This window comes from Paeniglutamicibacter sp. GQ140 (assembly GCF_059759235.1).
This window is the reverse complement of the sequence record NZ_JCAXDW010000001.1, coordinates 371270-388634: the sequence shown is the minus strand read 5'-3', so window position 1 is coordinate 388634 and position 17365 is coordinate 371270. Positions and strand designations below refer to the sequence as shown.

The window sequence follows — 17365 nt, the reverse complement described above, 5'->3', positions numbered from 1 at the left end:
TTTGCCCATTCCCGAAATCGGCGGGGACCAAGGGCCTACAGGTGGGCAGCCGAAAAAATGGAAGAATCGTCGGTGTGGATATTGAACGTGGCCCCCAACGGCGCAGGGAGACGGCCGACCTGCAGTTCCGCGGCGAGAGCTGGGCGCTCTGGCTCGGCTTTGGCGGAACGGTCCTGGGCGTCCTCGTCGGGCTTGTCGCCTTCGCCGACTACCGTCCGGATCTGGCCGGCTACCGTTCGGTGGGCGTCCTCTCCTCGATCCTGGCGGCGCTGACCGCCTCGGCCGGAAGCATCATCGGCTACCTGAAGGTGCTGAGCAAGACCCAGGACTGGCTGCTGGACTTTCCCCTCTACCGGCAGGTCGTCAACGCCGGGGCCCTGGTGATCATCCACGCGGCAATCTCCGCCATGGCCGCGCTTGTCACCTTCCGGATCGTCCAGGACGCGTTCCTGGGGCTGACCGTTGACAGGTTTGCCGGCAGCCTCATGATCGGCATCACCGCCGGGATCGCCGGCTACGTCGCGCTGCTGTCCTCGGCGCGGGTCACGGCGCAAAGCCTCTCAACGCTGTTGGCCGCTTTCATGACCACCGGCGTGTTCATCAGCATGCTGGCCGCGGAAAATCCCTTCTGGTGGCGCTCCATGTTCTCCGCCCTGGGCACCCGCGACTCCGGGCTGATGTCCTTTTGGACGTTCAATCTCACCCTGGTCGTCTCCGGGCTGGTGCTCAGCACGCTGACGGCATTCATCGTGCGCGACGTGATCCGGATGGCGCGCATCCACGACAAGCTGGCCATCGCCCAGGGCAGGCCGCTGCCCCGGTTCATCCGTCCGCGCCCGGCCGTGGTGCGCACCTGCCTGCTGGGCCTGGGGGCGTGCGTGATCGGCATCGGGCTGATCCCGTTCAACGTCTCGGCGCCCGTGCACTCGGCCATCGTGCGCATCGCCGCCCTGTTCATCGTGGTGCTGCTGCTGGGCGCCGCGCTCTGGCTGCCGGGATTCCCCTGGGTCTTCCACCTGCTTTCCTTCGCCTGCTTCCTGGGGCTGGTGGGCGCCGCGCTGCTCTGGCAGCCGCTGGCCTACTACAACCTCACGGCCTTCGAGCTGGCGGTGGTGGGCATCGTCTTTGGCTGGTTGAGCGTGTTCATCCGCACCACCGACGCGGCGCTCGCCGTCAAGCGCAAGGAGCTGGCCGAGGTGCTCGCCGTCAACGGCCGGGCCTAGGAGTGTACCTGCTCGAAGTGGGCCACGAACATGTCCGGGCGCACCAACACCACCGACCCGTCGGGCAGGCGGCGCTTGGGGGCCGCGGCAAATTCATGCAGCGGCACCTCGTACTCGGCGGCCAGCTGCTCCCCGCGGTCCCGGCCCGCCGGGCCATAGATGTGCACCTGCCAGCAGGCGTCGTTGAGCACCTCGAAGTTGTCCGCGTGCTCGCCGGTGCGGTTGGGAACCCACGGCAGCCGGCGTCCCAGCACCTTCCCGCGGCGCCGGGTCCGGGCGAAGCCGGTTGCGAGGGTCGCGCGGTCCATCGCGCTGTCATCCATCCAGTAGTGGACGCGGATCTGCGAGAGGTACCCGAAGAAGCGGCGGCCGGCAGGGATCCTGCCCACCAAGCGCACCGCGGCGGGCCAGAGGACCGGCAGCACGCGCGTGCGCACCGTGCGGGCCAGCGGGGACCGGGAGGTGGCTAGTCCGAAGAGCCGGTCCGTGGTGGCCACCAGGCGCAGCGCCACCGGGCGGCGCTCGAGTTCGTAGCGCTGGAGATAGGTCTCGGGCATGCGCCCGGAAAAGACGTCGGCCAGCTTGCACACCAGGTTGTGCGCGTCCTGCAGCCCGGTGTTCATGCCCTGGGCGCCGACCGGGGAGTGGATGTGGGCGGCGTCCCCGGCCAGGAAGACCCGGCCGCGGGCGAAGTGCTGCGCAACCCGGTGGTGCACCCGGTAGGTGGTGAACCAGCTGGCCTCCTGGTACCTGACGCCGAATTCGCTGCGCAGGCTGGCCCGCGCGCGGCCCTCGTCGATTTCGGGTTTGTTCGAGGCGGGGTGCTGCGGCTCGTGCAGGATGCCCAGCAGCCGGCGGCGCTCGCCCCCGTTTTCGTCCTTGCCCATCGGGAAGCCGAGCATGAAGTTCTCATCCGAAAACCGGAGGTTGATTCCCGAGCCCATGCCGGTGACGCCCCGTGCGTCGAGCACGTAGAAGACCTCGTCGTCCGTTTTCCCCTCGAAGGCAATGCCCAGGGCCTCGCGGATGGGGGAGGAAGCGCCGTCCGCGGCGATCACGTAGCGCGCCGAGATGTGCACGGGCCCCTGCGGCCCGGTGCACTTCACGAGCGTCCGGTCCCCGGTGTCGGCGAAGGATTCGTAGCCGTGTTCCCACAGCACCGGGTTGCCCGCCTTGCGGAGGTATTCGGCCAGCAGCTCCTCGTTGGCGCTTTGCTCCAGCATGGTCAGCCCCGCGTAGTGCGTCTGGGCGTAGCCGAGCCGGTTGAGCTTGATGCTCTTGAAGCTGCGGGCGCCGATCCCCGGGCGCATCTCCCCGGTGGGCACCGCGCGTGCCTTGACCTCGTCGGCAAGCCCCAGCTGGCGGTAGATCTCCATGCTGCGCGCCTGCAGCGCCAAGGCGCGCGATTCGCGGGTCGGCCCGGATTTCAGGTCCACGACCTTCGAGTCGATTCCGAACTTCTCCAGCCATGCCCCGGCCATCAGGCCCGTGGGCCCGGCGCCGATGACCAAAACGTCTGTGTGCAATAGCGTCGCGTCCATGAAACCCACGCTACGCCCCAAGGCCGGGCAAAGCACTGGTGCCGGCGCCGTGGCGGGCAATCACCACATCGGGTCCGGGCGCATGCGTTCCTTCATGCGCGCGTGGGCGGCCAGCGCGTCGGCGCGCGAGGCCATGAGGTCCACAATCGGCCCGCCCGGGGACAGCGGGGCGAAGCCTGCAACGTAGGAGCCGCGCGGATCGAACTTCCGCGCCTGCAGCAGCGGGTTGAAGACCCTGAAGAACGGGGAGGCGTCGGCGCCGCACCCGGCGACCCACTGCCAATTGGCCGGGTTGGAGGCGGCGTCCGCGTCCACCAGCGTGTCCCAGAACCATTCCTCGCCCACCCGCCAGTGGATGCCCAGGTTCTTGACCAGGAAGCTCGCGGTGACCATGCGGACCCGGTTGTGCATCCACCCGGTCTCCCACAGCTGCCGCATGCCGGCGTCCACCAGGCCGAAGCCCGTCATCCCGGTGCGCCAGGCCTCGAGATGGCGCACGATCTCCGCGTCCTGCCCTCCGCTTGCCTCACCGGTGGGCGGCCAGGCCCACTCGAACGCGTCGAATTCCGCACGCAGGTTCGCCGTGGGCAGCTCCGGGTGGTGGTAGAGCAGGTTCCAGCAGAAGTCGCGCCACGCCAGTTGCCGCATCATGGCCCGCGCCCCCGCCGCCCGTTCGGGGTGTTCGGCCAGGGTGGAAGCCAGTGCCTCCCAGACCTCGACCGGACTCAGGTGTCCCCAGCGCAGGGCGGCCGACAGCCGCGAGGTGCCGTCGGTGTCGGGCCTGTCGCGGGTCTGTGCGTAGTCCCCGGCGATGTACTCCAGCACCGTGCCGAGGCGTTCGCGGGCAGCTGCCTCGCCGGGGACCCAGGTGGCCGCCAGCCCGTGCGACCAGTCCGGATGTACCGGCAGCAGGTCCCACGCGGCAAGCTCCTCCGCGGGCAGGGAGATCGCCGGGGCGTGTTGTGCGTCGGGCCGGGGCAGCGACCGGCGCAGCGGCAGGGCCTGCAGCGCGTTGTGGAACGGCGTGAACACCTTGAAGTTCGTGCCGCCTTGCGTTGCCACGGTCCATGGCTCGTGCAGCAGGGTGCCGGCATGGCTGTGGACATCGATTCCCGCGGCGGCCGCCAACGCCTTGGCTGCGGTGTCCACCGCGCGTTCGGGCCCGCCGTAGCGGCGGTTGAAGTGCAGCGCGTTGAAGGAACCGGTGGCCAGCAGCCCCGGGAGGATGTTCGTCGCGGCCCCGCGGTAGAGCAGCAGCGGCACTCCGAGACCCGCCAGGGAATCGCGCAGTTCGTTCAGCCCGTGGTGTAGCCACCACTTGGCCGCGCCGCCCAGCGGCCGGATCCCGGGGGACTGCTCGTCGAGGATGAACAGGGCAACGGCCGGCCCCGCGGCCATGGCCGCGGAGAGTGCCGGGTTGTCGGCGACGCGCAAGTCGTCGCGAAACCACATCAGGGAGGATGGTTCTTTCATGGTCCGGCCTTTCACGCTTTCGGGGTAGGAACAAGGGCCGGTCTAGCGGCCCAGGACATGCCAGATCAGCAGCATGGTGACGATGAAACCGGTGGCGTAGTTCAGCCAGAGGAAGCGCCGCCAGCCGGCGTTGGCCGCGGCGGAGTCCTCGTCCCGCAGCCGCGCGTACGGCAGCACGTTGGCCAGGTAGGGCAGCGCCAGCAACGCGGCCAGCGGACCGGGCCAGTCGGTGGTCAGCAGCAGAGCGCCGGCTCCGAGATAGGCGGCCGCGGCGCAGCGGACCGTCCTCCTGGCCCCCAGCACAGTGCCGATGGAGCCCAGGGATGCGGCGCGGTCGGGCACTATGTCCTGCACGGCGCCAAAGGCATGCGAGGCCATGCCCCAGAGGAAGAAGGCCACCAGGATCGCCACCAAGGCGTAGTCGAAGTGCGCCCCGGCCAGCACCAGGCCGTAGAGCGCGGGGGAGACGAAGTGCGTGCTGGAGGTCAAGGAATCAAGGAAGGGACGCTCCTTGAAGCGCAGTCCCGGGGCACTGTAGGCGAGGAGCGCCGCCATCGAGAGCAGCAGCACCAAGTTCGCCCGCCAGGAACCAACGATTCCCAGCACCGCCAGGAACGGCACGCAGGCCACCGCGCAGGCCACCAGGATTCCGCGGTGCCGGCTGCGGTCCACCACCGCACCCTCCGCCCCGCCCTTGCGCGGGTTCAGCAGGTCAGATTCGTGGTCGAAGACGTCGTTGATGCCGTACATGGCCAGGTTGTACGGGATGAGGAAGAAGAGCGTTCCCACCACCGCGATCCAGTCGATCCGCCCGGCGGCCAGCAGGTAGGCGGCGGCAAAGGGGTAGGCGGTGTTGACCCAGGAGACGGGCCTGGAGGTCACCGTCAGTTCGCGCAGCATCGCTAGCATTCCCTTCCGGTGCCGGGCAGCGTACCGGGCTCCGGCGTGCCGCCGGCGGGAGCGCCCCCGGCCAGCCACCACAGGGCCGGGACGACAAGCGCCGCGCAGAACGGGTAGCTGAAGTCCTCCAGCGGGGCCAGGCCCACGCGGATGCCCAGCAGGGCCTGGTTGTTGTAGTCGAAGAGGCCGGAGCCGATCATCACGTTGTCGAACACCGCGGTCAGCACCAGCAGCACCGCCAGGGTGAGCCCGGCCGCCGGGGCGATGTCGCGCAGCCTCACACGGCGCACGCGCAGTGCCACGGCGAAGAGCGCCAGGGAACCAAGCATGAAATACAGGGACAGGTGGGCGAAGCTCATGGTCGTTCCTCCAGGGTCGCCGCGGGCGTGGTGGGGCGGGCCGCCACGGCGCGCCGTGCCCGCAGGGCCAGGGCACCGGTGAACAGGACCATCGCGTTGTAGCAGAGGAAGAACAGGAAGAAGGCCTCTTCCAGCGGCAGTTGGGGACCGAGCATCACCCCTGTCATCAGGGCGGACTCGCGGTGCAGGAAGATTCCCAGGTCGATGGCGATCACGTCCCACAGCAGAAACATCGCGGTGCCGCCGGCCAGTGCCAGTGCGGCGGGCAGGGGCCGGGCGAAAACGAACAGCCGGTACCTGGCATCCAGGGCGGCCATGCAGGCGATCAGCGTCAGCAGGATCAGCAGGTAGGTCACTGGTGTGCCTCCCGGGCCGATGCGGTGCGCGGGGCCGGCCCAGCCCACGCCGGGTGGCCGGGGCCGATGGGTCCCTTGTCGGTGATCCCGTTGATTTTCTTGGCAATGATTTCGGCACTGATCAGACACATGGGGATGCCGATGCCCGGACGCACCGAGCTGCCCGCATAGTGCAGCCCGCTGACCTTCGAGCTGTGGTTCGAGGGGCGGAAAAAGGCCGACTGCCCCAGCGTGTGGGCCAGCCCCAGGGCTCCTCCCTGCCAGGCATTGACGTTCTGCGCGAAGTCGCCGGGGCCAAAGCTCTGGCGCACCACGACGCGCTCGCGCAGGTCCTCGATCCCGACCCAGGCGGCCAACTGGTCGAGCGCGGCATCCGCCACGGCTTCCACCTGATGCGATCCGGTGCCGTCCGGGCCGCCGGTGCCCCACGCGGGCAGGGCGGGGGCGGGAACCAAGATGAACAGGTTCTCGTGGTCCGCCGGCGCCACGGAGGGATCGGTCGCGCTGGGCATGCAGACATACAGGCTGGTTTCCTCCGCGAGGTCCTCCCCGCGGTGGATGCGCCCGAAGTTGTCGTCCCAATCGGAAGTGAACAGCAGATTATGGTGGCTGAGCTCCGGTAGCTTGCCGGCGATTCCCAGGCAAAGCAGCACGGCGCTGGGCCCCGGATCGCGCCGCCTCCAACTGGCTTCGGAGGAGGAGCGATGTTCCACCGGGAGCAGCTCGGTCTCCAGGTGGTGCAGGTCCGCGGCTCCCACCACGGTCTCCGCCTCCAGATGCCGTTCCGTGCCCTCCTGGATCCAGCGCACGCCCCGGGCACGGGCGTTCGCGCCGGTGCCGGAGACCTCGATTCCGGTGACCTCGGCCCCGGTGGTGATCTGCACCCCGGCATCGATGCAGAGCGAGGCCATGGCATCGACCAGCTGCGCGAAGCCGCCCATCGGGTACTTCACCCCCTGGGTCAGGTCCAGGTGGCTCATCAGGTGGTAGAGCGCCGGGGTGCGCTTGGGGCTCGAGCCCAGGAACACCGCGGGATAACCCAGGATCTGGCGCAGCCGCGGATCACTGAAGCGCTTGGCCACGAAGGAGTCCAAGGATCCGGCCAGCAGCGGCGCGAGCTTGGGCAGCAGCGGCAGCAGCCGGGGATCGAGCACGGACGAGGCGGAGGAGAGGTCGGCGTAGAGGAAGTGCTCCAGGGCCAGGTCGTGGCTCTCGGCGGCCTTTTCCAGGTAGCCGTCCAAGGCGGCGCCGGCACCGGGCTGCAGGGATTCAAAGGCTTCCCGGGCCCCGGACCCGGACGGCATGTCCAGTGGGGTGTAGTCGCCCTGGAACCAGGTGCGGTAGCCGGTCGGCAGGTCCACCAAGTCCAGCTCGCGGTCCGTGGAGGTTCCCATGAGCTCGAACCAATGTTCAATGACCTCGGGCATCAGGTACCAGGAAGGGCCGGTGTCGAAGCTGAATCCTCCGCGCCGAAACCGCCCGGCGCGGCCGCCGAGCTCGTGCTGCTTTTCCAGCAGGGTGACCCGGTGCCCGGAGGCGGCAAGCAGGCCGGCGGTGGCCAATCCGGAGAATCCTCCGCCGATGACAGCGACCCGGCGTTGGCCCGGCAGGGATGCATTTTTCATGGTTGTCCTTTGGTCGCCGGGGCGGTGGTGGCAATCGCGGGGCGCCCGCCCAGGACGGTGCGCAGCGCGATCAGGGTCTTGCGTCCGGGCGGCACCGAGATCCGCCGGGTCGTCAGCTCGGCGGCGGGGGTACGTTCGAGCCGGTGGTTCAGCTCGCTGAACAGCCCGTGGGCCATTGCCACGGCGCGGGCGGCGCGTGGGGCAAGGTGCGGGACGCCCAGCGCGGCTGCGTGAAGGTCCGCACGGATCTCCCGCACGAGGGCGTTTTTGTGTTCGTCGGAGAAAGCCAGTGGATCCAGCCCCGGGAAGTAGCTGCGGCCCAGCTCCGAGGTGTCGGCGGCCAGGTCGCGCAGGAAATTGACCTTCTGGAATGCCGCTCCCAGGTGCCGGGCGGCGGCCTCGGTTTCCGCCTCGTGCCCGGCCGGGGCGTCGGGCATGGAGCGGAACACGCGCAAGCACATGAGTCCCACGACTTCCGCCGATCCGTAGATGTAGCCCTTCAGGGTGGCCGCGTCGTGGCTGGCGACCTGCAGGTCGCTGCGCATTGAGGCGAAGAACGGGCGGGTCAGCTCGGTGTCGATGCCCTGGGACCGGGCGGTGCAGGCGAAGGCGTGCACGATCATGTTCGTGCTGTAGCCGCTGGCCAGCGCCGCCTCGGTTTCGGCCTCGAGTTGTTCCAGGGCCGCGGCGACCTCCCAGACCTCGAGGCCCGCCTCGCGGGCGACCCCGTCGACGACCTCGTCGGCCAGGCGTACCAGGGCGTAGATGTTGGAGATGTGTTCGCGGGCCGGGCTGCCCAGCAGGCGGCAGGCCAGCGAGAACGAGGTGGAATACCGGGTGATGACCACCCGGGCGCTGCTGCTGGCCGTGGCCGAATAGCGTTGCAGGGCGGTGGGCCCGCCGGTTCCGGTTATGGTGTGCGCGTTCATGTCCTAGGCACCCCGGTTCAGGATCAGGTCGGCGAAGCCCTCGAGCTCGGAGCTGACGCGGGCGGGCAGGTTGAGCGTGCGCGAGGCCGAGGTGGCGCCGGTGCACAGGTCCTGCGCCAGTTGCCGGGCGAAGCGCTCGGCACCGGTGGATTCCAGGGCCAAGCGCATGGCCGGAACGTCCGCGTCCCGGTCCCGGAAAAGCTGCAGGTCGTCAGTGAATCCGGGAGTGGCCGCGGCCATTGCCGTGAGGATGGTGCTTTTGCCTTCGCGCAGGTCCGATTCGATGGACTTCCCGGTCTGCTCAGGATCCCCGAAGGTCCCCAGGATGTCGTCGATGAGCTGGTAGGCGACGCCCAGCTGGCTGCCGATGTTGGCCAGGGCCGAGGCCCCGGCGGCATCGGCACCGGCCAGAAGCGCCCCGGTGTGCAGCGGCACCGAGAAGGAGTAGGCGGCGGTCTTGAGCTTCTCCATCCGCAGCACCTCGTGCACCTGGGCCGGAACAGGGTCCAGGGAGAAAAGCAGGTCCTCGAGCTCCCCGGCACCGGCATGGTGGATGGCCTGGTGGAAGGAATTTTCGATGGCCGCGGCCGCCGGCAGTGAATCCGCGGCGCGACGGGCGAGCCTGATCGCGGCCGCCAGCAGCAGGTCGCCGGCGATGATCGCCGCCGCGTGTCCGGCATGCTCGGCGTCCTGCGCGGACTTGCCCCGGTCCAGCGCATCGTCGCGGTACAGGGCCGAGAGGGTGGGGCGCCCGCGGCGGGTGAAATCGCGGTCAATGACATCGTCGTGCATCAGCAACGAGCAGTGGAGCAATTCGAAGGCGGAGCCCAACTGGATGACGCGTTCTAGGCCATCCCCGGACTCGGTTCCGTCCGCGGCGGGAGACGCGAAAGCCTGGTAGCCCAGCAAGACCAGCCGTGGTCGGGTGAGCTTGCCGCCCTCCAGCGCCAGCTCGATGCGGGACCAGAGCGTTTGGGTGGCCTTCGAATACTCGCCTGCAGCATCCCGGTGCTCCTGGATGACTGCGGCCAGGTGGCATCTGACCCGCTGCTGGAGCGCGTCGGATCCCATGGCAGCTCGTGGTCTGCAAGTCTGCGCGGGAATTTGGCTGGGCAGGCTCATGATCGTTCGTTCCGTTTCTTGGTGGCGGTGGGAGGAGTGAGGGCGTCGATCCGGGATTGCATGGCGGCGAGGATGTGTTCCAGATAGCGCACCACCGCGAGTTGTCCTTCGGGATCGAGCCCTAGGATGCCCAGTTCCGCATCGGCGAACAGTGGCCGCAGGGCCGTCATCGTTCGGGTCACGGCCTCGGGGCTGGGATGCAGCAGCAGGCTGCGCCGGTCGGTGGGGTGGGCCGAGCGGATCACGAACCCGCGCCCGCTCATCCGGTCGATCAGGGTGGTGGTGGCGGCGCTGGAGATGTTCAAATTCGCGGCCAGGTCACCGGGAGTCATCGGATGATCAAGCATCAGGTGCTGGAGGGCTTGGAAATCGGTCTCGTTGATTCCCAAGTGGCGGCACAGGGCATGTTCCAGGGCATCGTTTCTCCTGAGCACCGAGTGCAGCAGTGCGGAGGCCGCGTGTGGGCCCGACGTCTCGCCCGCGTGAACTTGGATCATAAATCCCTCGAATGGTTGATTACTAGCTTAGCTAGATACATCATGTGTTAACAAGATAGGGTTTGTCGAGTAGGGCTGATGAATTCCGTGCATATTTCCCCCACAGCAAAGGAGACCCATCCCATGCAATCGACACCACCGGCGTCCGCAACGAGCCGGATCATGTGCGCAGCGGCGGTATTTGCTGCCATCGCCGGCGCCTTCATCGGAAGCGGCGCGCTGGGAGGCACCCCGATTGCCGAGGCCGCCGACGGACGCCTCGGGGCCGATTCGACGCTGCTGGCCCCGGGCACCGGAGCGTTCTCGATCTGGAGCGTGGTCTACATCGGGTTGGTTATCTACGCTCTCTGGCAGCTGACACCCGGGGCGGCCCGCAGTGCCACGCAGCGACGCATCCGACCGTGGGCAGCCGGCTCCGCGATCCTCAACGCGCTGTGGATCGGCGTGGTGCAGCTCGGCTGGCTCGGCGCCAGCGTCGTGGTGATGCTGCTTCTGCTGGCGGTGTTGGCCAGGATCTTTGTGCTGATGAAGCCGCGGATCGAGAAGCGCACCGAGCGCTGGATCATGGCGTTGACCTTCGGCCCGTATCTGGGCTGGGTCAGTGTGGCAACAGTGGCCAACATCGCCGCCTGGCTCTCCGAGCTCGGCGTGGGTGCCGGGGCGACCTGGACCGTTGCGCTGGCCTGTGTCCTGGTGGGGGTCGCTGCCCTCATCGGAGCCCTGACGGTGGCGTATTCCGGGGGCCGCATCGCGGCCGCCCTGGCCATGGTGTGGGGCATTGCCTGGATCGGCGTGGGACGCAGCGACGGCGGACTGGAATCCGGCACCGTCGCGGCCGCCGCCTATTGCGCGGCCGGGGCCCTGCTGCTCTTCGCCCTCGTGTCCGCCGCAAGGCGACGGGTTCGCGGGGACGCACCGGCCGCGACGGGGGTGGCGAGATGAGCGTCATTGCCGTCACCGGGGCCACCGGCTACATCGGCGGGAGACTGGTTCCGCTGCTGCTGGAACAGGGCCACAGCGTGCGGGTGCTCACCCGCCGCAGCAACGCCCTGCGCGATGTTCCCTGGGGGTCGCGGGTACAGATCGTGGAGGGGGACCTGACCGATCCGCAGGCCGCTGCCCAATTGTGCGAGGGAGCCGCGGTCCTCTACTACCTGGTCCACTCGATGGGCGGCACCAGCAATTTTGCCCCCGTCGAGGAACGCTGTGCCAACACCATCGTGGAAGCGGCCAGGGCCGCAGGCCTCGGGCGTCTGGTCTATCTCTCGGGACTGCATCCCGAGGGCGAGCTGAGTCGCCACCTGGCCTCTCGGGTCAAGGTCGGGCGGATTCTGGAATCCAGCGGCATTCCCACCATTACGTTGCAGGCCGGGCTGATCATCGGCTCCGGGTCCGCAAGCTTCGAGATGGTCCGCCACCTCACCGACGTGCTTCCGGTGATGCCCGCCCCGCGATGGGTGCTGAACCGGGTCCAGCCCATCGCCGTGCGCGATGCCCTGCACTACCTGGGTGCATGCGCGGGCCTGCCGCCGGAGGTGTCCGGCACCTACGACATCGGCGGGCCGGAGGCGCACAGCTACGGGGATATGATGCGCCTGTACGCCGATGCCGCGGGCATCCGCCGCCCGGTCATCCTGGCGCTGCCGGTGCTGACCCCGTGGCTGGCGGCCCAATGGGTCAACCTTGTCACCCCGATCCCGCGCTCGCTGGCCATTCCGCTGGTCGAGTCCCTGCAGCACGACTGCGTGATGCGAAACCGCGACATCGATGCGGTCATCGACCGCCCCGCCGAGGGGCTGACCGGATACCGGCGCTCCGTCGAGCTGGCGCTGGCCAAGATGCGCGACGACACCGTGGAAACCACGTGGACGACCGCCCACGCCCTGGAAGCTCCCGCCGAGCCGCTGCCCTCGGATCCGCAATGGGCCGGGCACACCGTCTTCACCGATGTCCGGGAGCGGGAAACCAGCGCGAGTCCCGCTGCGTTGTTCCGGGTCATCGCGTCACTCGGCGGGGAAACCGGCTACTACTCGCTGCCCGGCGCGTGGGCGCTGCGCGGGATCCTGGACAAGCTCGCCGGGGGAGTGGGCCTGCGCCGCGGTCGGCGCAACCGCACCTCCCTCGCGTTGGGGGACGCGGTGGACTGGTGGCGCGTGGAAGAGCTGGTGCCGGATCGCCTGCTGCGCCTGCGCGCGGAAATGCGGGTCCCCGGGCGGGCATGGCTGGAGCTCTCGGTGGAACCGACCGAATCGGGGAGTCATTACAGGCAGCGTGCGGTGTTCTTCCCCGAGGGCTTGGCGGGCCGGCTGTACTGGCTGGCGATCCTGCCCTTCCACGGGGTGATTTTCTCCTCCATGGCCCGTCGCATCACCACTGCCGCCGAGGGGCTCGAGGCCAAGGACGAGGCCTAGTCTTCGGAGGGCTTGCGCTCGCCGACCGATCCGATGCTGTCCTCGAGGTCCATGGCCGTTTCGGCGAGGAACCGGATGACCACCTCGCGTTCGGCGGAGCTCAGCCGCGCGGCCGCGCCGAAGCGCGCGGCGTGGTGCCGACCGACCTGCTGGCGGGCGGCAAGATGCGTCTCGGGGGTCACGGTGATGCACAGGGATCGGCGGTCGGTGGGGTGTGCCGCGCGCACCACGTGGCCCGCCTTCTCCAGCCTGTCCACCATCTTGGTCACCGAAGCGGTGGTGATGCCCAGGTGCTTGGCCAGCATTCCCGGGGTCACCGCGGTGTCGGTGTTCTTGGCGGAGATCAGGAATCTGATAGCCCGCATGTCGGTCTCGTTCAGGTGCATGTAGCTTTGCGAGGCGCGGGAGATCTTGCGCTCAACGGCCCGCAGCCGACCCATTTCGGACATGATCCGATCGATCTGCAGCAGCGTTTCCTCGCTGAGCTGCGACCTGTCGATCAATTCGCTGCGGGGATCGCTCGAGGCAAGGTTGAAGATCGTGGGAAGTTCCTCGCGGTCCACTGGAATCCACTCCCTTTCCCTTGCGCAGGCTGATAAGTTCGACGTCCCCATGATACGACCCGGTCAGGCCACGGCCGGTATCGGCCGGGTTCTGCGACCGGGATGCTTTGCCTGGCCGTCTTAGTCGCCCCCTGTTAGCCCGGAGACCCGCGCGGCGGCCCCGGGGGGGTGCCCAATCTCACCGCCCACACTCTGGACATGCATGGGAGAATGGAATGGATGACTTCCCCCGAAAAAACCCCAGTGACCGTGCCTGCCACTACTGCGCCCGCCGCAGAGGACGCCGCGGCCCGCCGCGCCGCCCAGGCCGCGGCCCAGGGTGCCCAGCAAATGCGCATCTCCGAATCCCGTGCCAAGGCCGAGGGCCGTGCACAGGTGCGCCCCACCGCCGAGGGGTGGAAGCAGGCCATGGGCGAGGACGGCCGCCCGCAGCTCCAGTTCACCGCCAAGGCCCGCGTCAGCCAGCCCCCGGTGCACCTGGCCGACCTCACGCTGGCCGAGCGCGCCGCCAAGCTTAAGGAGATGGGCCTGCCCGGCTTCCGCGCCAAGCAGCTCTCGGTGCACTACTTCCAGCACTACACCACCGATCCCGAGCTGATGAGCGACCTGCCCAAGGACCGCCGCGCCGAGATCGCCGAGGTCATGTTCCCGAAGCTGCTCACCGAGGTGAAGCGACTGGCCACCGATGACGGCAAAACCATCAAGTTCCTCTGGCGTCTCTTCGACGGCTCGCTGGTCGAGTCGGTGCTGATGCGCTACAGCAACCGCATCACCCTGTGCATCTCCTCGCAGTGCGGCTGCGGCATGAACTGCCCGTTCTGCGCCACCGGCCAGGCCGGCCTGACCCGCAACATGTCCACCGCCGAGATCCTGGACCAGATCGTCCAGGCCAACCGCGTGATTGCCGAGGGCGGACTGGGCGGCCAGAAGCACCCGGAAGAGCGCGTGGGCAACATCGTCTTCATGGGCATGGGCGAACCGCTGGCCAACTACAAGCGCGTCATGAACGCCGTGCACCGCATGGTCGCCGAGGCCCCCGAGGGCCTGGGCATGAGCGCCCGCGGCATCACGGTCTCCACCGTGGGCCTGGTCCCTGCCATCAACAAGCTCTCCGAGGAGGGCGTGCCCGTCACCTTCGCGCTCTCGCTGCACGCGCCGGACGACGAGCTGCGCGACGAGATGATCCCGGTGAACTCGCGCTGGAAGGTCGACGAGGCACTGGATGCCGCGTTCAACTACTACGTGAAGACCGGTCGCCGCGTTTCCATTGAGTACGCGCTGATCAAGGACATGAACGACCACGGCTGGCGCGCGGACCTGTTGGCCCGCAAGCTCAACGCCCGTGGCCGCGGATGGGTGCACGTGAACCCGATCCCGCTGAACCCGACCCCGGGCTCGGTCTGGACCGCTTCCGAACCCGACGTCACCGCGGAGTTCATCGACCGCCTGGAGTCCGCCGGCGTGCCCACCACGCTGCGCGACACCCGCGGCAAGGAAATCGACGGCGCATGCGGCCAGCTCGCCGCGGCTGAGTAGGCTGTAACCACCACGTTGGGGCGCGATGCGCCATTGATGAGAAGAGTTCTTTGATGTCGTTGGCAGCACCGTTTTTCCTTGACAAGTCCGACACCGCCAGCTGGAAGGCCCTGAACGGCCTTTCGCTCAAGGTCAAGGAAGCAGCGGATGCCGCCGGACTGGGCACCCGGCTTATCGAACTGCTCAACGTGCGCATTTCCCAGATCAACGGCTGCTCGTTCTGCCTGGACATGCACTCGCGGATGGCGCTCGAGGCCGGCGAGACCGCCCAGCGACTGGCGGTGCTCTCCACCTGGCGGGAAACCTCGCTGTTCGACGACCTAGAGTCGGCCGCCCTGTCGGTAGCCGAGGCAGCCACCTCCCTGCCTGACTCGGAAACCCGGATTGCCGAGCTCGCGGCCTCCCGGCTGGTGCTTGATGACGCGCAGTTCTCCGCGGTCCAGTGGGCTGCCATCGCCATGAACGCCTTCAACCGCGTTTCCATCCTGTCCCAGCACCCGGTGCGCGCGAGCAAGAAGTAGCGGCGCCATGGCGAGGGGCACGAACACTTTCCGGGGCGCGAAGGCGCCCCCCGAGTCCGTGCTCTCCCGCTTCGCCCCCGAAGCCGTGTACCTGCTGGGCGGCGGGCGGGCGATCCTGATGCAGCTCGCGCTGCCCGGCGTTGGCCACGGCGTGGCCAGGCATTCGAATTTTGCATCCAACCCGTTGGGCCGGCTCAACGGCACCTTGACTTATATCTACGCCCTGAGCAACGGAACCGACGAACAGCGGGCCAAGGTTCGTGAAATCGTCCATGCAGCCCACGCACCGGTCAAGGCGGCCGCCACCAAGGACGGCTCGCACCCCGCGTACTCCGCGCGCGACCCGAAGCTGCAATTGTGGGTCGCGGCAACACTCTACGACTCCGCCATGCAGATCCAGCGCGCGGTGTTCCCGCCACTGGACGAGGTCACCGCCGAGGCGCTGTACCGGGACTACGCGCAGCTGGGTACCGAACTGGGCATGCCGGCGCACCTCTGGCCGGCCACCCGGGCGGAGTTCGCCGAATACTGGGCCCGGACCCTGGGACAAATGCGGGTCGATGCCCCGGTTCGCGCGGTGGCCCATGAGCTGCTGGCCGCCAAACATGCACCCTGGTGGATGCGCGCGGCCATGCCTCTGGTCCGGCTCATGTCCATCGGGCTGCTGCCCGAGCCGGTGCGCGCCCTGTTTGGCTTCGAATTCGGCGCGCGTCAACAACGGGGAGTGAATCTGGTGTTTCGCTGCGCTCGCATTTCGATGCGCATCCTGCCGCGGGCCATCCGGCACTTTCCCATGCGCTTCTACTTGCGCCGTTTGGGTAGCTGAACGGCCTGATTCGTTAGCCACCTGGCTGCCGGAATTGCCTTGTATTGGGGCTTGCGGCTATTCGTTAGGGGCATCCTTCCAATCTTGCCCGGCAATTGGCCATCCTTTCGCCAAACCCCCGCAACCGAACTGTATTGGCTCCCGGGCGCTGTTAGCTTGTGGAAGAGGAAGAGACTCCGCGTACGACTGTCCCACGCGCTTGATCCATCAGCGTTCCGGCAGCGACAAGGTATTTTTAGCAAGGGGGAGCTAATGGCTCAGAAGGACAAGAACCGCAAGATCCGGGCGATACTGGCCGGCGGATTGGTGCTGGGTGTCGGTGCAGCGGTAACACTTGCCGCATGGAACGACTCCGAGTTCGCGCAGGGCGTCTTCGGCGCCGGACACTTCAACATCCAGGGAAGCACCGACGGCACGACCTTCAGCGACCATGCCTCCGTCGGCGCGGCCGCTCCGCTTGGATTCTCGGCCGGCTTCGACAACCTCAGCCCCGCCGACACGGCCGCAGCACCCTTCGTGCTGCACGTGGACGCGGCCACCACAAACGACGCCACGGTCTCCGTTGACGCGGCCAGCGCCACGGGCACCGCAGCTGCCGAACTCACCTACGGGATCGTCCAGGTCGACTCGGTCGCGGCATGCACCCCCACAGCAACCGGCACGCAAACCATCGTCCCGTCCGGTACGGCCATGGACTCCGTCGCCGGCGCAAGCACGTTCACCCTGGCCAAGAGTACGGTTGACGGCGCCCCCGGCGCCGACGTGTTCCTGTGCGTGCAGGTAACCGCCGGCCCAACCATCGCCCAAGACACCACGGCCAACGGAACCTGGGCATTCCTCGGCAGCTCGACTTCCTAAAACCGCCGGATGCGAAACACCAAGACGACGGTTTCCAGGCGGCGTTTCACCCGTCTCAGAGCCGTCCTGGCCGGTGGCCTGGTGCTCGGAATCGGCACCACGGCGACGCTTGCCGCGTGGACCGATGAGGAACACGCCTCCGGATCCTTTCAGGCCGGCACCTTCTCGATCGTCGGCAGCACCAACGGCACCGAGTTCAGCGATCACCCGACCGCTCCGGGCGCCCCGCTTGTTTTCAGCGTGACACCGGACGCCATGGTGCCGGGCACGACGGTGTTCGCCCTGTACTCCGTGAAAACCGCGAATTCCAGCGTCGCCGGCTCCGTGCAATTGGCGGCGGACCCGGGAAACGGCACCGGGCTCGGGGAGTACCTGCGCTACGGCGTAAGCGGGGTCCCGGGAACGACCTGCAACGCCGCCACATTCGCGGCGGGCACCTCCGTCGTCTCCGCGGGTACCGTGCTGACCTCGGGGTCCGCCGCCAAGATCGCGCTGGGGGCCAAGGGGTCCTCCACCGTAAACTACTGCTTCGCCGTCACCCTGCCCACGACAGCACCCAACGCCGCCCAGGGAACGGTCCTCACCGGACGCTGGGCCTTCGCGGCGACGGCCGAGTAGCCGGGCC

The 17365-nt window shown here is 68.3% G+C and carries 18 protein-coding genes; 8 read left to right on the top strand and 10 right to left on the bottom strand.

Annotation, left to right across the window (positions count from 1 at the left end; all coding sequences use genetic code 11):
• Positions 1 to 74: 74 nt before the first annotated feature.
• A complete protein-coding gene (locus AC6CHY_RS01795) occupies positions 75 to 1223 on the top strand; it encodes a hypothetical protein (protein ID WP_498225218.1) in 1149 nt (382 codons plus the stop codon).
• On the opposite strand, the gene AC6CHY_RS01790 is transcribed toward AC6CHY_RS01795, so the two are convergent.
• The 9 genes from AC6CHY_RS01790 to AC6CHY_RS01750 are packed head-to-tail and all read right to left on the bottom strand — an operon-like array spanning position 1220 to position 9917.
• Positions 1220 to 2764, bottom strand: a complete 1545-nt coding sequence (locus AC6CHY_RS01790) for an FAD-dependent monooxygenase (protein WP_498225217.1) — start codon at positions 2762 to 2764, stop codon at positions 1220 to 1222. The genes AC6CHY_RS01795 and AC6CHY_RS01790 overlap by 4 nt on opposite strands.
• A gap of 60 nt (positions 2765 to 2824) precedes the next feature.
• Positions 2825 to 4237 (bottom strand): cryptochrome/photolyase family protein, encoded by a 1413-nt coding sequence (locus AC6CHY_RS01785; RefSeq protein ID WP_498225216.1) that lies wholly within the window; start codon positions 4235 to 4237, stop codon positions 2825 to 2827.
• Positions 4238 to 4279: 42 nt separating this feature from the next.
• Complete coding sequence (locus tag AC6CHY_RS01780) at positions 4280 to 5137, bottom strand: prenyltransferase (protein ID WP_498225215.1); 858 nt, start codon at positions 5135 to 5137, stop codon at positions 4280 to 4282.
• A gap of 2 nt (positions 5138 to 5139) precedes the next feature.
• On the bottom strand, positions 5140 to 5496 hold the full coding sequence (locus AC6CHY_RS01775) for a lycopene cyclase domain-containing protein (protein ID WP_217387304.1): 357 nt from the start codon (positions 5494 to 5496) through the stop codon (positions 5140 to 5142).
• Positions 5493 to 5852: a lycopene cyclase domain-containing protein gene (locus AC6CHY_RS01770; protein WP_336245009.1), complete on the bottom strand. Its 360-nt coding sequence runs from the start codon at positions 5850 to 5852 to the stop codon at positions 5493 to 5495. The genes AC6CHY_RS01775 and AC6CHY_RS01770 overlap by 4 nt, the downstream gene beginning before the upstream one ends.
• Positions 5849 to 7477, bottom strand: a complete 1629-nt coding sequence (gene crtI, locus AC6CHY_RS01765) for a phytoene desaturase family protein (protein ID WP_498225214.1) — start codon at positions 7475 to 7477, stop codon at positions 5849 to 5851. The genes AC6CHY_RS01770 and crtI overlap by 4 nt, the downstream gene beginning before the upstream one ends.
• Complete coding sequence (locus AC6CHY_RS01760) at positions 7474 to 8406, bottom strand: phytoene/squalene synthase family protein (protein WP_498225213.1); 933 nt, start codon at positions 8404 to 8406, stop codon at positions 7474 to 7476. The genes crtI and AC6CHY_RS01760 overlap by 4 nt, the downstream gene beginning before the upstream one ends.
• A 3-nt stretch (positions 8407 to 8409) precedes the next feature.
• Entirely contained in the window at positions 8410 to 9477 is a 1068-nt protein-coding gene (locus AC6CHY_RS01755; RefSeq protein ID WP_498225212.1) for a polyprenyl synthetase family protein, read from the bottom strand.
• Positions 9478 to 9524: 47 nt separating this feature from the next.
• Positions 9525 to 9917 carry a MarR family winged helix-turn-helix transcriptional regulator gene (locus AC6CHY_RS01750; RefSeq protein WP_498225211.1) on the bottom strand — a complete coding sequence of 131 codons (393 nt, stop codon included), beginning with the start codon at positions 9915 to 9917 and terminating at the stop codon, positions 9525 to 9527.
• Positions 9918 to 10148: 231 nt separating this feature from the next.
• On the opposite strand from AC6CHY_RS01750, the gene AC6CHY_RS01745 reads away from it, so the two are divergent.
• The gene (locus AC6CHY_RS01745) at positions 10149 to 10967 is read left to right on the top strand and encodes a TspO-related membrane protein (protein WP_254455738.1); all 819 of its coding nucleotides are present in this window, start codon (positions 10149 to 10151) and stop codon (positions 10965 to 10967) included.
• A complete protein-coding gene (locus tag AC6CHY_RS01740) occupies positions 10964 to 12436 on the top strand; it encodes an SDR family oxidoreductase (RefSeq protein WP_217387309.1) in 1473 nt (490 codons plus the stop codon). Before AC6CHY_RS01745 ends, AC6CHY_RS01740 begins: the two co-directional genes overlap by 4 nt.
• Here AC6CHY_RS01740 and AC6CHY_RS01735 read toward each other — a convergent pair.
• Positions 12433 to 12999, bottom strand: coding sequence for a MarR family winged helix-turn-helix transcriptional regulator (locus AC6CHY_RS01735; RefSeq protein WP_336245010.1), 567 nt, complete (start codon positions 12997 to 12999; stop codon positions 12433 to 12435). The two genes, AC6CHY_RS01740 and AC6CHY_RS01735, sit on opposite strands and share 4 nt — an antisense overlap.
• Before the next feature lie 330 nt (positions 13000 to 13329).
• Between AC6CHY_RS01735 and rlmN the strand changes: the two genes are divergently transcribed.
• The 5 genes from rlmN to AC6CHY_RS01710 all read left to right on the top strand — a co-directional run bounded on the left by rlmN (position 13330) and on the right by AC6CHY_RS01710 (position 17358).
• Entirely contained in the window at positions 13330 to 14535 is a 1206-nt protein-coding gene (rlmN, locus tag AC6CHY_RS01730; RefSeq protein ID WP_498225346.1) for a dual-specificity RNA methyltransferase RlmN, read from the top strand.
• Positions 14536 to 14588: 53 nt separating this feature from the next.
• Complete coding sequence (locus AC6CHY_RS01725) at positions 14589 to 15056, top strand: carboxymuconolactone decarboxylase family protein (RefSeq protein ID WP_498225210.1); 468 nt, start codon at positions 14589 to 14591, stop codon at positions 15054 to 15056.
• 7 nt (positions 15057 to 15063) lie between these two features.
• A complete protein-coding gene (locus tag AC6CHY_RS01720) occupies positions 15064 to 15882 on the top strand; it encodes an oxygenase MpaB family protein (protein ID WP_498225209.1) in 819 nt (272 codons plus the stop codon).
• Between the two features lie 252 nt (positions 15883 to 16134).
• On the top strand, positions 16135 to 16740 hold the full coding sequence (locus tag AC6CHY_RS01715) for a SipW-dependent-type signal peptide-containing protein (RefSeq protein WP_498225208.1): 606 nt from the start codon (positions 16135 to 16137) through the stop codon (positions 16738 to 16740).
• Positions 16741 to 16749: 9 nt separating this feature from the next.
• The gene (locus tag AC6CHY_RS01710) at positions 16750 to 17358 is read left to right on the top strand and encodes a SipW-dependent-type signal peptide-containing protein (RefSeq protein ID WP_498225207.1); all 609 of its coding nucleotides are present in this window, start codon (positions 16750 to 16752) and stop codon (positions 17356 to 17358) included.
• Positions 17359 to 17365: the final 7 nt, after the last annotated feature.

Coding starts and splice junctions, on each gene's coding strand:
- AC6CHY_RS01710 (WP_498225207.1), top strand. CDS start 16,750: ATGCGAAACACCAAGACGACGGTTTCCAGGCGGCGTTTCACCCGTCTC.
- crtI (WP_498225214.1), bottom strand. CDS start 7,477: ATGAAAAATGCATCCCTGCCGGGCCAACGCCGGGTCGCTGTCATCGGC.
- AC6CHY_RS01715 (WP_498225208.1), top strand. CDS start 16,135: ATGGCTCAGAAGGACAAGAACCGCAAGATCCGGGCGATACTGGCCGGC.
- AC6CHY_RS01790 (WP_498225217.1), bottom strand. CDS start 2,764: ATGGACGCGACGCTATTGCACACAGACGTTTTGGTCATCGGCGCCGGG.
- AC6CHY_RS01785 (WP_498225216.1), bottom strand. CDS start 4,237: ATGAAAGAACCATCCTCCCTGATGTGGTTTCGCGACGACTTGCGCGTC.
- AC6CHY_RS01755 (WP_498225212.1), bottom strand. CDS start 9,477: ATGGGATCCGACGCGCTCCAGCAGCGGGTCAGATGCCACCTGGCCGCA.
- AC6CHY_RS01725 (WP_498225210.1), top strand. CDS start 14,589: ATGTCGTTGGCAGCACCGTTTTTCCTTGACAAGTCCGACACCGCCAGC.
- AC6CHY_RS01775 (WP_217387304.1), bottom strand. CDS start 5,496: ATGAGCTTCGCCCACCTGTCCCTGTATTTCATGCTTGGTTCCCTGGCG.
- rlmN (WP_498225346.1), top strand. CDS start 13,330: ATGCGCATCTCCGAATCCCGTGCCAAGGCCGAGGGCCGTGCACAGGTG.
- AC6CHY_RS01760 (WP_498225213.1), bottom strand. CDS start 8,406: ATGAACGCGCACACCATAACCGGAACCGGCGGGCCCACCGCCCTGCAA.
- AC6CHY_RS01740 (WP_217387309.1), top strand. CDS start 10,964: ATGAGCGTCATTGCCGTCACCGGGGCCACCGGCTACATCGGCGGGAGA.
- AC6CHY_RS01720 (WP_498225209.1), top strand. CDS start 15,064: ATGGCGAGGGGCACGAACACTTTCCGGGGCGCGAAGGCGCCCCCCGAG.
- AC6CHY_RS01745 (WP_254455738.1), top strand. CDS start 10,149: ATGCAATCGACACCACCGGCGTCCGCAACGAGCCGGATCATGTGCGCA.
- AC6CHY_RS01780 (WP_498225215.1), bottom strand. CDS start 5,137: ATGCTGCGCGAACTGACGGTGACCTCCAGGCCCGTCTCCTGGGTCAAC.